The sequence below is a fragment of the Alteromonas sp. 4NS20-0143 genome, from assembly GCF_057542855.1.
Map to the genome: position 1 here is coordinate 654,449 of NZ_BAAJLR010000002.1, position 13,972 is coordinate 668,420.

The window sequence follows — 13,972 nt, forward strand, 5'->3', positions numbered from 1 at the left end:
AACCAGATATGACAACCACGCTGTACACCGAACTCAATACGGACCTATTTGATGCACTAGCCAATATTAAACTGTTGGTGTGTGATGTTGACGGTGTTTTTTCAGACGGACGGATTTATCTTGGAAATAACGGTGAGGAATTAAAAGCCTTTCACACTCGCGACGGGTACGGCGTTAAAGCACTTGTCAGTCATAACATTGATGTTGCGGTGATTACCGGTAGACGCTCAGCCATCGTTGAAAACAGAATGAAGGCGTTACATGTAGCGCATATTATTCAAGGCGAAGAGAACAAGTTCGACGCGTTAAAACAGCTTATGGACCGCCTTGAACTATCACCTGAACACGTTGCCGTTGTTGGTGATGATATGCCTGATACCGGCATGTTTAAACATGCGAGCGTTAAAATAGCCGTTGCCGACGCACACCCCTTCGTCGTAAAACAAGCAAATTGGATCACAACCCTACCGGGCGGTTTTGGGGCAGTGAGAGAGATAAGTGACACGATTTTGCAGGCGCAAGGCGTAAGCAATGACATTTTCGGGGCCAGCGTGTGAATCAATTTGGTTTCAACCGACTTGGCGTCAGTATTTCAGCGCTATTTATTTTAGCCATGCTGATGTACATTCCTACCTGGATGGAAGAAGACCCAGTATTAGAAACGTCTGAAGGACTGGATGCATTAAAGCCTGCTTATAAAGCTAAAAACTTAACCACAACCCTTTATAACAATGAAGGGCAACTGAATCATAAAGTGTTCGCTTCTTCCATGGAGCATTACGACCAGCTTGGCTTTGTTTCTTTCGACCGGCCGAACTACACTCTCTATACGAATGATGCAGGTTCACCTTGGGTCGTGACAGCGCAAGAGGGAACCTTGTATAACAATGAATTAATACAATTAGAAAACAATGTGACAATTGAAAACCAAAGTCAGGACGACTTTGTGAAGTCAATTACCACTGAATACATTCAAATTAATTTGGATAACAAGCAGATGACGTCAGATCAACCCGTAGAAATACGCGGCATGCAATATGTTATTCAAAGTAACGGATTCAACGCAAACCTGCGCACCCAAAAATATGAGCTTATCGACCATGTACAAACTACGTATTCTCCTAGCAACTAGTGCGCTGCTAGTGCTTTGCACTAGCCCGGCATTAGGCAATGAAAATGATTTTACGCTGCCTATCGAGATTGGCTCTAACTCTCAGTTCATTGATGGTAAAAATAAGACAGCGCTATATAAAGATAACGTACTTATTACCCAAGGCTCGCTTACTATCGAGGCTGACGAAGTTGAAGTTATTGCATCCCAAGGAAGCGGCCGAGAGATTTTTGTTGCTCGTGGAAACCCAGCCAGCTATTCGCAAGAGCTTGAAGACGGTAACCCTGTTTCTGCAAGGGCGAACGAGATACGCTATGAAGTGGCTAAGCGTACTATTTCCCTTACCGGAAACGCAGAACTAAAACAGGACACCAGCCAAGTTAAAGGCAACAGCATTACTTTTGATATGATCACAGAACAACTGCTAGCCACAGGCGGCGCTGGTGATGCTAGTGGGCGCGTTACTACCGTATTTACGCCTGAGTCTATTCGCAAAGCGAAAGACGAGAGCAGCGAGGATAATGACGGTAGCAACGGTGACGGCAACAATGGTAACGGCGACAACGACGGTAAAGGCGAGCAGTAACAATGGCAACTCTTAGTGCAAAGAACCTTGCTAAAGCATATAAATCACGACAGGTAGTGGTTGATGTTAGCCTGTCAGTCTCTACCGGGCAAATTGTCGGGTTATTGGGGCCTAACGGCGCGGGAAAAACCACGACCTTTTATATGATTGTAGGGTTGGTTCCCTCAGACAAAGGCCAAATATCTATTGATGATAATGAATTAACTCATCAGCCTATGCATGAGCGTGCAAGAGGCGGTATTGGCTATTTACCACAGGAAGCGTCCATCTTTCGAAAGCTAACTGTGCATGAAAATATTATGGCGATTTTACAAACCAGAAAGGATTTAAATTCACAGCAGCAGGAAGAAGAAGCCGATGCGCTACTTGATGAATTTAATATCAACCATATACGTAATAGTATGGGTATGAGTCTTTCCGGTGGAGAACGTCGCCGAGTAGAGATAGCACGAGCATTAGCAGCAAAACCTGAATTTATTTTGCTTGATGAACCTTTTGCTGGTGTTGATCCCATATCAGTTAATGATATAAAGAAGATAATACAGCACTTGCGCGACAGAGGGTTGGGTATACTCATTACCGACCACAACGTGCGGGAAACATTGGATGTCTGTGAAAAGGCGTACATCGTAAGTCATGGTGAACTTATTGCGCAAGGAACGGCGGAACAGGTTTTAAGTAATCAAAAAGTAAGGGATGTATACCTAGGCGAACAATTCAGGCTATAGTTATTGTGTGTAACCTAATTGTCATTTTTCATAAGCGCTCAGGTATATTCACTCAAGAGCATTAAAATAAGATATAGATGAAACCATCTTTACAGTTAAAATTTAGTCAACAACTAACGATGACTCCACAGCTGCAACAGGCAATCAAGCTGCTGCAGCTGTCTACACTCGATCTTCAACAGGAGATTCAAGAGGCCCTCGACTCAAACCCTCTACTAGAAGTAGAAGAAGGTAATGACGAGCCTCAGGCAGAAAAAAACAACATGGACAATGACGATAGCCAAATCGAAGCTACCGCGTCAGCGTCCAGCGACACTCTAGAGTCGGGTGATGCTCTAGAAAAGAACGACTTACCCGATGAACTGCCAATTGATAGCACCTGGGACGAATATTACTCAGCCTCTTCAGCACCTGCGCCTGGCCCGTCAAATAACGATGATGACCACGTTTTCCAAGGCGAAACCACTGACGACATTCAAACTCACCTGCTTTGGCAAATGCGTTTAACCCCTTTTTCTGATGTTGACAGAGCTATCGCCGTTGCCATTATCGACTCGATTGACGAGTCAGGTTATTTAACCGCTACGCTAGATGAGATATTAGAAGCGGTAAACTTCGAAGATATCGAAACCGAAAATATTGAAGAAGAAATCGAATTAGATGAAGTTGAGTGTGTACTGAAACGCATTCAGATGTTTGACCCTATCGGCTCTGGCTCTCGCTCTCCGCAAGAGTGTCTGTTGGTGCAACTGCGCCAGTTTGCTGACGACACACCTTGGTTAGATGAAGCAAGAAGACTGATTGAGGACTACTCAGACCTTCTCAGTAGCAAAGATTATAGAACCCTCATGCGTAAAAGCCGTTTGAAGGAAGATGAACTTCGCGAGGCCATGCGTTTACTTCAAACCTTGAATCCTCGCCCAGGTAGTGCTTTAGTTACTAAAGAGCCTGAGTACGTTATTCCAGATGTATCGGTGGCGAAGAAGAACGGTCGCTGGACTGTTGAACTCAACCCCGACAGCTTGCCTAAGCTTGGTGTAAATCAGCAATACGCAGCAATGAGTCGAAAAGCGAAAAACAGCAGTGACTCTCAGTTCATTCGTTCTCATATGCAAGAAGCTAAATGGTTTATAAAGAGTTTAGAGTCTAGAAACGATACTTTAATGAAAGTGGCTAACTGTATCGTTCAACAGCAAATGGGATTTTTTGAGCACGGACCAGAAATGATGAAACCAATGGTGCTCAATGATGTCGCAGAAATGGTGGATATGCACGAATCCACAATATCGCGAGTAACGACTCAGAAGTATATGCATACGCCGCGCGGTATTTACGAATTGAAGTATTTCTTTTCTAGCCATGTGGCAACTGAGTCTGGCGGCGAGTGTTCGTCAACGGCCATTCGTGCATTAATAAAGAAATTGGTAGCAGCAGAAACGCCAAGCAAACCATTAAGCGATAGCAAAATTGCTTTATTGTTGGCAGAGCAAGGCATAAAAGTCGCTCGGCGGACAATAGCAAAATACCGGGAGTCTTTATCGATACCCCCGTCTAACCAACGCAAAAGCCTTATCTAAAGGCGTTATATTAAAAGGAAGACGAAATATGCAAATCAACCTAACTGGTCATCATGTGGAAATCACCGATTCTTTGCGTAATTATGTCGATACGAAGTTTAGTAAACTTGAGCGTCACTTTGATCACATTTCTAATGTGCATGTCATCCTGAACGTAGAAAAAATAAACCAAAAAGCAGAAGCTACGATGCACTTAAGTGGTGCCGAAGTATTTGCATCCTCAGAAAATACCGATATGTATGCGGCGATTGACAGCATGGTTGATAAACTCGACAGGCAGGTGATCAAGCATAAGGAAAAACTGAAAAAGCATTAATAGATAATTAAGCATGGATATTAAAGCCATCGTAAGCCTGGACCGCACCGAGTGTGCGGTTCAGTGCAATAGCAAGAAGCGAATATTAGAAATCATTTCCGATATTGCTGCCCAAGACAATGCCAGCATTGACCAAGTCACCGTGTTGAATAGTCTTCTATCTAGAGAGCGGATGGGCAGTACAGGAATAGGTAACGGTATAGCGCTCCCTCATGGTCGTTTAGCGGGTTTAGAACACGTTATGGCCATTATTGTAACCTGCATTCCAGCGATTAACTTTGACGCCCTCGATGAAAAACCTGTCGATATATTTTTTGCACTGCTTGTGCCTGAAGAACAGACAGAGGGACATTTACAAACGTTAGCGACAGTGGCTGGTAAGCTCAGCGACAAAGACACTGTCAAAGCGATACGAAGAGCCAAAACCAACGAAGATATTGTTTCAGCACTTGGCATGTAAAGACAGTTTCAAAAGATACATTGACGTTTTCGTCATTTTTTTGTTTAGGGAGAAATATCGGTGAAGCTGATCATTATCAGTGGTCGTTCAGGCTCAGGAAAGTCGGTGGCATTAAGAGCACTGGAAGATTTGGGCTACTATTGTGTCGATAACATTCCCGTCAATTTGCTACCAACGCTCACCCATACTGTTGTGGATGAATACGATCAAGTAGCGGTGAGTATCGACGTACGCAATTTACCAAAGAATCCTAACGATTTGGTAGAAATATTAGACTACCTTCCCTCCTCTTGGTCGATGACGATTGTTTACATTGACGCCAGTGACGACGTGTTAGTAAAGCGCTTTAGTGAAACTAGACGTTTACACCCTTTAGCAAAATTAAATAAATCGCTCTCTGAGGCCATAAAGGCAGAATCAACGTTGCTTGGGCCTATTGTTGAGCGTGCTGACCTCTACTTAGACACAGATAAGCTCACTATACATCAGCTGGCCGAAATTATTCGCGAGCGGATTTTAGGTAAAAAGAGTTCTCGTTTGGTATTGGTGTTTGAATCTTTTGGCTTTAAGCACGGCATACCGAAAGACGCCGACTATGTATTTGACGCTCGTTTCTTACCGAACCCTCACTGGGAGCCTGATTTGCGGCATTTGACGGGTTTAGATGCACCTGTAGAAGTATTTCTTGGCTCACAACCTGTGGTAACTAAGTTTGTATGGCAAATCCAAAATTTAATTACTACATGGCTGCCTCATCTCGAGCGAAATAATAGAAGTTATGTCACGGTAGCCATTGGTTGTACGGGTGGTCAGCACCGGTCTGTCTATATTGCGCAGACGTTGTCAAAAACATTCGGTGAAATTCATCCGGATGTGCAGATACGCCACAGAGAGCTAAATTAACCACTCGCAATAATAAAAAAGAGCGTAAATACTAGTGACTATTGAGAAAACACTCACCATCGTCAATAAACTTGGCCTTCATGCAAGAGCGGCAACCCAACTGGTGCAGCTTGCTAATCAGTTTGATGCCAAAATAATTCTTGAAAAAGGCGATAAACAGGCCGACGCAAGCAGTGTGCTTGGATTGATGATGCTTGAAAGCCATCAAGGTGAGCAGGTTAACGTGATTGTTGAAGGCGATGATGCAGAGGACGCCTTAGCTGCTATTGAAACACTCATTGAAGGACGCTTTAACGAAGACGAGTAACCTCGTAGGCCCTCCCATAGGCCAGCTCTCCTCTGGCCACTGGCTAAGCGTTTATATAACGTCTTATATAAGCGCTTATGTACGCTCTTATGTAAACGCTTATATCACTGATGATATAACTGCCGACAAGACAGCCAACATAACCGCTGACACGTAAAAACTCATTCTAAAACAATGTATTTATCATGACACTGCTAGGGTAAATACGCTATTCTATAAGCTCAATCTATTTGGTCATTGTCTACGGCGTGAAATACGCTTTCTTTGGGCACACTCTTGGTTAGGAATTGCTTTTCATGGCAGAAGCTCTCGTTTCTAAATATGTACAAACTCAATTGCGAACGCTCAACAATGCGCTGAGTAACGGCCAGTTTGTGTCGGTTAGAAAGCTCCTTCTTGAACTTCCGCCTTCCGACGTAGCCCACATTTTAGAGTCTAGCCCTAGCCGCACTCGTGACGAGCTATGGGAGTTGATTGACGGCGACTTTCACGGCGATATTTTAGAAGAACTGTCCGACGATGTTCGCAACGGCATAATTACTAAAATGCTGCCTGCAAACGTGGTGGACGCTCTTGAGGAAATGGACACCGATGACTTGGCAGAGACCCTAAGCAGCCTGCCAGAAACTGTCCTCCTCGACATCCTAGACTCCATGGACGCACAAGACCGACTGCGCGCCGAACAAGCACTATCTTATGGTGAAGAAACTGCCGGCTTCATCATGAATACCGACACTATCACCTTGCGTCCCGACGTTACTATTGATGTGGTGTTGCGTTATATCCGCCTCAAGGGCGAGTTGCCAGAAAACACCGATACCTTTTATGTGGTCAATCGCACCGATAACCTCGTGGGTATTGTACCAGTAACACGGCTTTTAACCGCAGACACTAGCGACACAGTCTCTGATGTGATGGATGAAGAGTCAGAAGCCATTCCGGTTAACATGCCAGACGATGAAGTAGCGAGCCTATTTGAACGCTATAACTGGCTCTCGGCACCTGTTGTTGATGAAAATAATCGCCTCGTCGGGCGAATCACTATTGATGACGTGGTTGATATTATTCGCGAAGACGCCGAACACTCCATGATGAGTATGGCGGGTCTAGACGACGATGAAGATACCTTTGCCCCTGTTATGCAAAGTACCAAGAGACGTTCAGTGTGGCTAGCGGTTAACCTAGCCACGGCATTGATGGCAGCTATGGTGAGCGACTTATTTGAAGCCACATTAAGCGCTTTAGCTGTACTCGCTATTTTAAACACCATTGTACCAAGCATGGGTGGTGTGGCAGGTAACCAAACCCTGACTCTTGTTATACGCGGTATGGCATTAGGCCACGTCAATGCAAACAACTCCCGCTGGCTGATCAGTAAAGAGATTGCCATTGGTGTGCTAAACGGCGTCATTTGGGCGGTATTAATAGCCTCTGTCATCGCACTGTGGAAACAAGACTATATGCTAGGTGTCATCATTGCATTTGCTATGCTTGTTAATATGATTGCGGCTGCATTAGCCGGCGCAACGCTGCCTATGATAATGAAGCGGCTAAAGATAGACCCTGCACTAGCGGGAAGTGTCATTTTAACCACCATCACAGACGTGGTGGGTATTTTTGCATTCCTAGGCACCGCCACATTGTTTTTGGTATAGCGGTAGCAGTAAATTTTCAATCATTCAGGGGGTATCTTTGTGAAGCACATAATATTAGCCGTTGGTTTACTTATTCCCTTCTTAGTAGCCGCTGGAAACGTTAATTACACGTCAACGTCTATCCACATTGATGGTTTATCAGAAGATGCTTGGAATAAAGCCACATGGCACGATATGCCCCATTTAATGGATGGAACGCTTCCCACATCAGATAACGACTTTAAAGGCCGCTATCGATTATTGTGGGATGAAAACTATCTGTATTTGCAGGCGAGTATCAGCGATGATGTTCTGATTGACACTCACCCTAACCCAACTAAGAAATATTGGGATGATGATGCGCTAGAGGTATTTATAGACAGCGATGCTTCTGGTGGGAATCACCAATTTAACCATACCGCATTTGCCTACCATATAGGTCTTGATAACCAAGCCGCCGATTATGGGCCTGACCAAAAACCGCATTTGTATACAGAGCATCTAATTAGCCATTGGCAACGACAAACATCAGCGCCTTATAACATCATCTGGGAAGTGGCGATTAAACTCTTTCCCAATAGTTATCAAGAAAATGGTAACAACACTCCATTAGTGTTGGATGAACATCGAGTGATTGGCTTCATGCTGGCCTACTGTGATAATGATGGCAGTGAAGTACGTGAGCATTTTATGGGCTCTCATGAGATACAGCCGGTCAACGGAGACAAAAACCGTGGGTACATAGATGCAGATGTGTTCGGCAAGATAACTTTGCTACCTAAAAAGTAGAGGTGGCTACTTATCGCCTTTAGCAGGCATCGCCTTTAACAGCCTGACCTTTAAAAGCCATCGCCTTTCAAAAAGAACCGTCTAAAACAAAAAAGCCGCAGTATTTTAAAATACTGCGGCTTTTGAATAATTCGACCTATAACCTAGCTGATAATTACGCTTAGGCTACTTAATGACCTTCAGCGTGGGCTTACCCTTTTTAGGCGGTACAGGCGCGTCGCTTGAGGCAGGAGCATCAGCATCTTCGATAGATGTTGGCCCTGTTTGTTCTGGCTCACTAGATATAGGCTCTGCTGGCTCCATAGCATCAGAACGTGCCACGTCTTCTTCTGTGGCAAACACAGTACCAGCACCATTCTCACGTGCGTATATAGCAATTACCGCTTCGCAGGGCATGCTTAGACGACGAGGTTGACCTCCAAAACGCGCTTGAAAAGACAAACCGTTTATATCGAGGTTAAATCCAACGCAGGCACTCGGCGATACATTAAGTACAATCTGGCCGTCTTTAACAAATTCTTGCGGAACTTCCACCAATTCGTTTGTTGCATCAACAACAACGTATGGCGTCATATCGTTATCCACTATCCATTCATAAAAAGCCCTAAGTAGATAGGGCTGGTTTGACGTCATAGATGTCATAATGGGTTGTGGATCTCGCGCTCTTGGTCAGTCAAAGATGCTTTGAACGAACTGCGAGAGAAAATACGGTTCATGTAAGTACTGATTTCTTTGCTACCTGTTCCACTAAGCTCGATGCCTAATGCAGGTAAACGCCATAATAGCGGCGCTAAATAGCAATCTACCAAGCTGAACTCTTCACTCATGAAGTAAGGCATTTCAGCAAAAACAGGTGCTAAAGATAGAATAGCTTCACGAAGTTCATTACGTGATGACTCAACATCGCCTTCACCGCGGAAAATGCGTGCAGCTAGTGAATACCAATCTTGCTCGATGCGGTGCATCATTAAACGACTAGTACCACGAGACACTGGGTATACCGGCATCAATGGTGGGTGCGGGAAGCGCTCATCAAGGTATTCCATGATGATGTGAGACTTATAAAGTACGAGTTCACGATCAACAAGAGTGGGTACCGTACCGTATGGGTTTAACTCCAACAGATCTTCAGATAAGTTACTAGGATCTGTGTAGCTGATTTCAACACCCACACCTTTTTCTGCCAACACAATACGAACCTGGTGGCTATAAATATCAATTGTGTCAGAGAACAACGTCATGATAGAACGTTTATTCGCGGCTACGGCCATTCAATTTCCTCCGTCGAGAAACAAGTTAAAGCTCACTGTTACAATGAGCGAATTACAAATGCCAAAAAAGGGGGCGAGAAGCCCCCTTTTGGTATTATACATAAATCTGTGCGATTAGTGCACTTCTCGCCAGTAATCTTTCTTCAGCAAGTAAACAAACACAAACAATACGGCAATAAAGATAAGTACCCATTTACCGATTTTGTGCGACTCAAGTTTCGCAGGCTCGCCGGTGTACTCCAAAAAGTTCACGATGTCGCCTACGGCTTGATCGTATTCATCCGGAGACATTGAACCCGTTCCGTCAGATTTAATACCCACATAGCGCTTAACCATCTCGCCATCTACCATTTGCTCTTCATAGGTACGCGTTGGCGTGCCTTGAAGAGGTTGTAGAACATGAGGCATACCCACTTCTGGGAAGACAGTGTTGTTAACACCAAACGGTCTGCTTTCGTCCACATAGAATGCACGCAAATAGGTGTATATCCAGTCTGTACCGCGAACACGAGCGACTAACGTAAGATCAGGTGGCGCAGCACCAAACCACTGTGCTGCGGCATCTTCAGGCATAGCGCGTGTCATGTAATCAGACACTTTATCGCCTGTGAACTGCAGATACTGTTCGCCTAGTTCGTCTGGAATACCCAAATCAGTGAATGAACGCTGGTAGCGTTGATACTTCATTGAGTGACAGCCTGAACAGAAGTTCATGAACAACTGAGCACCGCGTTGTAGTGACGCCTTATCTGACAAGTCAATCGGCGCTTCGTCTAGATGCACGTTTCCACCTGCCGCCATCGCGACGCCAGGTAGAAAGAATGCTAAAAAGCACATCATTTTTTTCATTTAGGAATCCTCTCTGGCACAGGTTTAGTATTTTCGTTTTTGCTGTACAAGAACAATGCAATGAAGAAACCAAAGTACATGATTGTAGCAACCTGTGACGCAATGATTTTCCAGTTCTCTTGTGGCGTACCACCTAGGTAACCTAGGAAGATAAACACAATCGCGAACACGATAAGGTTCACTTTGTGTAAACCACAACGATAGCGCCATGATTTAACGCGACCACGGTCTACCCAAGGCATTGCGAACAATGCAGCAATAGCGCCAAACATAGCAAGTACACCAAACAGTTTGTCAGGTACTGCTTTCAAAATTGCATAGAATGGCGTGAAGTACCACACTGGGAATATATGCTCTGGTGTTTTCAGAGGATTAGCAATTTCAAAATTAGGGTGTTCAAGGAACTTACCGCCCATTTCAGGCGCGAAGAACAATACGTAAGTAAATAGCGCCAAGAATACACAGAATGCCACTAAGTCTTTCAACACAATGTGAGGGAAGAACGGTAGAACATCGTCAGCAATGTCGTATTTGCTCGTATAGTACTCGTGAATTTTGTACTTCGTTTTCTCTGACTCTGGCAGTGAGCCTTTCTTGTGCTTAATGGCTACGCCATCCGGGTTGTTAGAACCCACTTCGTGAAGTGCAATAATGTGCAAGAACACAAGTATTACGATTACTAATGGCAATGCAATAACGTGCAGGGCAAAGAATCGGTTTAGCGTGGCGCCTGAAATAACATAGTCGCCCTGTAACCAAATAACGAGGTCAGGACCCACTACCGGAATGGCACCGAATAATGAAACGATTACCTGAGCACCCCAGTAAGACATTTGTCCCCATGGAAGTACATAGCCCATGAAGGCTTCAGCCATCAGTGCAAGATAAATAAACATACCAAACACCCACAGTAGCTCACGTGGCTTTTGATACGAACCGTATATCATTCCTCGGAACATGTGCATGTAAACAACAATAAAGAACGCTGACGCGCCTGTACTGTGCATATAACGGATTATCCATCCGTAATCGATTTCACGCATGATGTATTCAACAGAAGCGAAAGCGCCCTCTGCTGAAGGTACAAAGTTCATGGTTAGCCAAATACCAGTAATTATTTGGTTGACCAGAACGATAGTTGCTAAAAACCCAAACACATACCAAAAGTTCATGTTTTTTGGCGCTGGGTATTGAATAGCGTGCATGTTTGCAACGCGCATCACCGGGATGCGGTCTTCAATCCAACCTAGAAAAGCGTTCATATAATTAAGCCTCCGCTTCTGAACCAATGATGATATTTGTATCATCAACGAACTGATAAGGCGGCACTACTAGGTTTAATGGTGCAGGAACGTTTTGGAATACACGTCCTGCCATATCAAACTTAGAACCGTGGCACGGGCAGAAGAAACCTTCAGGAACACCTTCAACGTATTCTTCAAACGCACCGTCTTTGAGATGCTGTGGAGAGCATCCAAGGTGAGTACAAATACCCACTAAGATTAAGTATTCTTCTTTCATGGAGCGGAAGCGGTTTTGCGCAAAGGTAGGTTGCTGCTCGGCTTCTGAATTTGGATCTTTAAGCTGATCTTCGTGCCCGCCTAGTGCTTCTAGAAGCTCAGGGGTACGACGCACAATCCACACGGGCTTGCTTCGCCACATTACACGCACTAACTGTCCAGGCTCAATCCCGCTGATATCAACTTCAACGTCAGCACCGGCCGCTTTCGCTTTGGCACTTGGATTCCAGGACGCAATAAAAGGCACTGCAGCACCAACGACACCTACACCGCCAACTACCGACGTGGCAACGGTCAAAAACCGACGACGGGTGTTGTTCTCAGGCTGATTTTCGTTGTGTGCAGACTTTGTTGCATCTACAGATACATTGCTCATCCACATTTCTCCAGGTTTGGATAATTATGATGCCATCTAAAAAGGCTTATACTGGTTTTATCTCGCCTGTATTACCGCATCATATGGCTTGTCGTGAGAGCGAAATAACAGCAAAAGGCGCTGTTTTACGGTTCCACGAAAGTTATCAATTTTTTCGACTGCAAATGATAAAAGAAAAGCCCTTATAAACACAAGGTTTTACTGGTATTTAAGCATAAATTTAATTCATTGAAGCTGAGGGTAAAATCGGTGATAAGCGCTTTAAATCAGGGTTTTAACATGAATAGCACCTAAAAAGCAGGGGAAATTAAACCTTTTTTATTTTGCTCAATATCTTACAGGCAATAAAAAACCCGGCAGAGCCGGGTTTTTGCAATACAAAAAACGTAAATTAACGTTTTGAGAATTGTGGACGCTTACGTGCTTTGTGTAGACCCACTTTCTTACGTTCAACCTGACGTGCGTCACGTGTAACGAAGCCAGCTTTGCGTAGTGCAGGACGTAACGCTTCATCATACTCCATAAGAGCACGAGTGATGCCGTGACGAATTGCGCCAGCTTGACCATTTGAACCACCACCTTTAACAGTGATGTATAGGTCAAACTTTTCTAGCATTTCTACAAGTTCTAGAGGCTGACGTACAACCATGCACTCAGTCTCACGACCGAAGTACTGATCTAGAGCGCGTTTGTTTACTTGAATGTTACCTGAGCCTGGACGCAAGAACACACGAGCGGTAGAACTTTTGCGGCGGCCGGTGCCGTAGTATTGAGTATCTGCCATGTCGATTGCCCCTTAGATGTCCAAAACTTGTGGTTGCTGTGCTGCGTGCGAATGTTCTGCACCAGCGTAAACTTTCATTTTACGGAACATTGCACGGCCTAGAGGACCTTTTGGCAGCATTCCTTTCACTGCTTTCTCAATAACCATTTCTGGTTTGAAAGCTAGCAGCTTTTCAAAGTTAGTTTCTTTCAGACCACCTGGATAGCCACTGTGCGCATAATAGATTTTGTTCAACGCTTTACGGCCAGTAACCGTAATTTTGTCAGCATTGATAACTATAATGTAATCACCAGTGTCCACGTGAGGCGTGTACTCTGGCTTATGCTTACCACGAAGGCGCAATGCGATTTCTGAAGCCAAACGGCCTAGAGTTTTGTCTGTGGCGTCAACCACGTACCAGTCACGTTGTACCGTTTCTGGCTTTGCAACAAAAGTTTTCATTTAAATATCACCCGAATAATATCGTCGTTACTGATTTCTGAACACCAGAAATCACCATAAAATCAACACAAGGACCCCTTCGAGCCGGTCGATTCTTCCACCTTCCCAAAGGTGGGCGTAACTGGGCAGGGCGCGAATTATACAGATTTTATGGCAAATGCGAACCCCTAGAGTGAAAAAATGTACAGTTTTTCTGCTTTAAACGGTGACTTCCATTTCAATATAAGATAACGTTTATCTGCTTTATTTTTGACCAACCACACAAAACATAAAAGCAACCACAAAAAACTAGAAAAATAACTAGAAAAATAACGACGACA

18 protein-coding genes are annotated in these 13,972 nt (G+C 44.4%); 11 read left to right on the forward strand and 7 right to left on the reverse strand.

Features of this window, described 5'->3' with window-relative positions:
• The first annotated feature begins 8 nt into the window (after positions 1 to 8).
• From kdsC to AC27HD_RS06620, 11 genes are all read left to right on the forward strand, one after another.
• Entirely contained in the window at positions 9 to 557 is a 549-nt protein-coding gene (gene kdsC / locus AC27HD_RS06570; RefSeq protein WP_487104713.1) for a 3-deoxy-manno-octulosonate-8-phosphatase KdsC, read from the forward strand.
• Positions 554 to 1,132, forward strand: coding sequence for an LPS export ABC transporter periplasmic protein LptC (gene lptC, locus AC27HD_RS06575; protein WP_032096339.1), 579 nt, complete (start codon positions 554 to 556; stop codon positions 1,130 to 1,132). Before kdsC ends, lptC begins: the two co-directional genes overlap by 4 nt.
• Entirely contained in the window at positions 1,101 to 1,697 is a 597-nt protein-coding gene (gene lptA / locus AC27HD_RS06580; RefSeq protein WP_487104556.1) for a lipopolysaccharide transport periplasmic protein LptA, read from the forward strand. Before lptC ends, lptA begins: the two co-directional genes overlap by 32 nt.
• Positions 1,698 to 1,699: 2 nt before the next feature.
• Positions 1,700 to 2,425, forward strand: a complete 726-nt coding sequence (lptB, locus tag AC27HD_RS06585; RefSeq protein ID WP_487104558.1) for an LPS export ABC transporter ATP-binding protein — start codon at positions 1,700 to 1,702, stop codon at positions 2,423 to 2,425.
• A gap of 77 nt (positions 2,426 to 2,502) precedes the next feature.
• Positions 2,503 to 4,002: an RNA polymerase factor sigma-54 gene (locus AC27HD_RS06590; RefSeq protein ID WP_032096337.1), complete on the forward strand. Its 1,500-nt coding sequence runs from the start codon at positions 2,503 to 2,505 to the stop codon at positions 4,000 to 4,002.
• Positions 4,003 to 4,030: 28 nt separating this feature from the next.
• Positions 4,031 to 4,318, forward strand: coding sequence for a ribosome hibernation promoting factor (gene hpf, locus AC27HD_RS06595; RefSeq protein WP_032096336.1), 288 nt, complete (start codon positions 4,031 to 4,033; stop codon positions 4,316 to 4,318).
• Positions 4,319 to 4,331: 13 nt separating this feature from the next.
• On the forward strand, positions 4,332 to 4,778 hold the full coding sequence (gene ptsN, locus AC27HD_RS06600) for a PTS IIA-like nitrogen regulatory protein PtsN (RefSeq protein WP_032096335.1): 447 nt from the start codon (positions 4,332 to 4,334) through the stop codon (positions 4,776 to 4,778).
• 60 nt (positions 4,779 to 4,838) lie between these two features.
• Positions 4,839 to 5,681: an RNase adapter RapZ gene (rapZ, locus tag AC27HD_RS06605; RefSeq protein ID WP_032096334.1), complete on the forward strand. Its 843-nt coding sequence runs from the start codon at positions 4,839 to 4,841 to the stop codon at positions 5,679 to 5,681.
• Between the two features lie 34 nt (positions 5,682 to 5,715).
• Entirely contained in the window at positions 5,716 to 5,988 is a 273-nt protein-coding gene (locus AC27HD_RS06610) for an HPr family phosphocarrier protein (RefSeq protein ID WP_032096333.1), read from the forward strand.
• Between the two features lie 296 nt (positions 5,989 to 6,284).
• On the forward strand, positions 6,285 to 7,643 hold the full coding sequence (mgtE, locus tag AC27HD_RS06615; protein ID WP_032096332.1) for a magnesium transporter: 1,359 nt from the start codon (positions 6,285 to 6,287) through the stop codon (positions 7,641 to 7,643).
• Positions 7,644 to 7,682: 39 nt separating this feature from the next.
• Complete coding sequence (locus tag AC27HD_RS06620; protein ID WP_487104560.1) at positions 7,683 to 8,411, forward strand: CBM9 family sugar-binding protein; 729 nt, start codon at positions 7,683 to 7,685, stop codon at positions 8,409 to 8,411.
• Positions 8,412 to 8,576: 165 nt separating this feature from the next.
• On the opposite strand, the gene AC27HD_RS06625 is transcribed toward AC27HD_RS06620, so the two are convergent.
• The 7 genes from AC27HD_RS06625 to rplM all read right to left on the reverse strand — a co-directional run bounded on the left by AC27HD_RS06625 (position 8,577) and on the right by rplM (position 13,652).
• Positions 8,577 to 9,053, reverse strand: a complete 477-nt coding sequence (locus AC27HD_RS06625; protein ID WP_081926546.1) for a ClpXP protease specificity-enhancing factor — start codon at positions 9,051 to 9,053, stop codon at positions 8,577 to 8,579.
• Positions 9,050 to 9,682 carry a stringent starvation protein SspA gene (sspA, locus tag AC27HD_RS06630; protein WP_032096330.1) on the reverse strand — a complete coding sequence of 211 codons (633 nt, stop codon included), beginning with the start codon at positions 9,680 to 9,682 and terminating at the stop codon, positions 9,050 to 9,052. The genes AC27HD_RS06625 and sspA overlap by 4 nt, the downstream gene beginning before the upstream one ends.
• 114 nt (positions 9,683 to 9,796) lie before the next feature.
• Positions 9,797 to 10,531 carry a cytochrome c1 gene (locus AC27HD_RS06635; protein WP_032096329.1) on the reverse strand — a complete coding sequence of 245 codons (735 nt, stop codon included), beginning with the start codon at positions 10,529 to 10,531 and terminating at the stop codon, positions 9,797 to 9,799.
• Entirely contained in the window at positions 10,528 to 11,793 is a 1,266-nt protein-coding gene (locus AC27HD_RS06640; protein ID WP_032096328.1) for a cytochrome b, read from the reverse strand. The genes AC27HD_RS06635 and AC27HD_RS06640 overlap by 4 nt, the downstream gene beginning before the upstream one ends.
• A 4-nt stretch (positions 11,794 to 11,797) precedes the next feature.
• Positions 11,798 to 12,427, reverse strand: coding sequence for a ubiquinol-cytochrome c reductase iron-sulfur subunit (gene petA, locus AC27HD_RS06645; RefSeq protein ID WP_032096327.1), 630 nt, complete (start codon positions 12,425 to 12,427; stop codon positions 11,798 to 11,800).
• 391 nt (positions 12,428 to 12,818) lie between these two features.
• Positions 12,819 to 13,211 carry a 30S ribosomal protein S9 gene (rpsI, locus tag AC27HD_RS06650; RefSeq protein WP_032096326.1) on the reverse strand — a complete coding sequence of 131 codons (393 nt, stop codon included), beginning with the start codon at positions 13,209 to 13,211 and terminating at the stop codon, positions 12,819 to 12,821.
• Between the two features lie 12 nt (positions 13,212 to 13,223).
• Entirely contained in the window at positions 13,224 to 13,652 is a 429-nt protein-coding gene (gene rplM, locus AC27HD_RS06655; RefSeq protein ID WP_032096325.1) for a 50S ribosomal protein L13, read from the reverse strand.
• Positions 13,653 to 13,972: the final 320 nt, after the last annotated feature.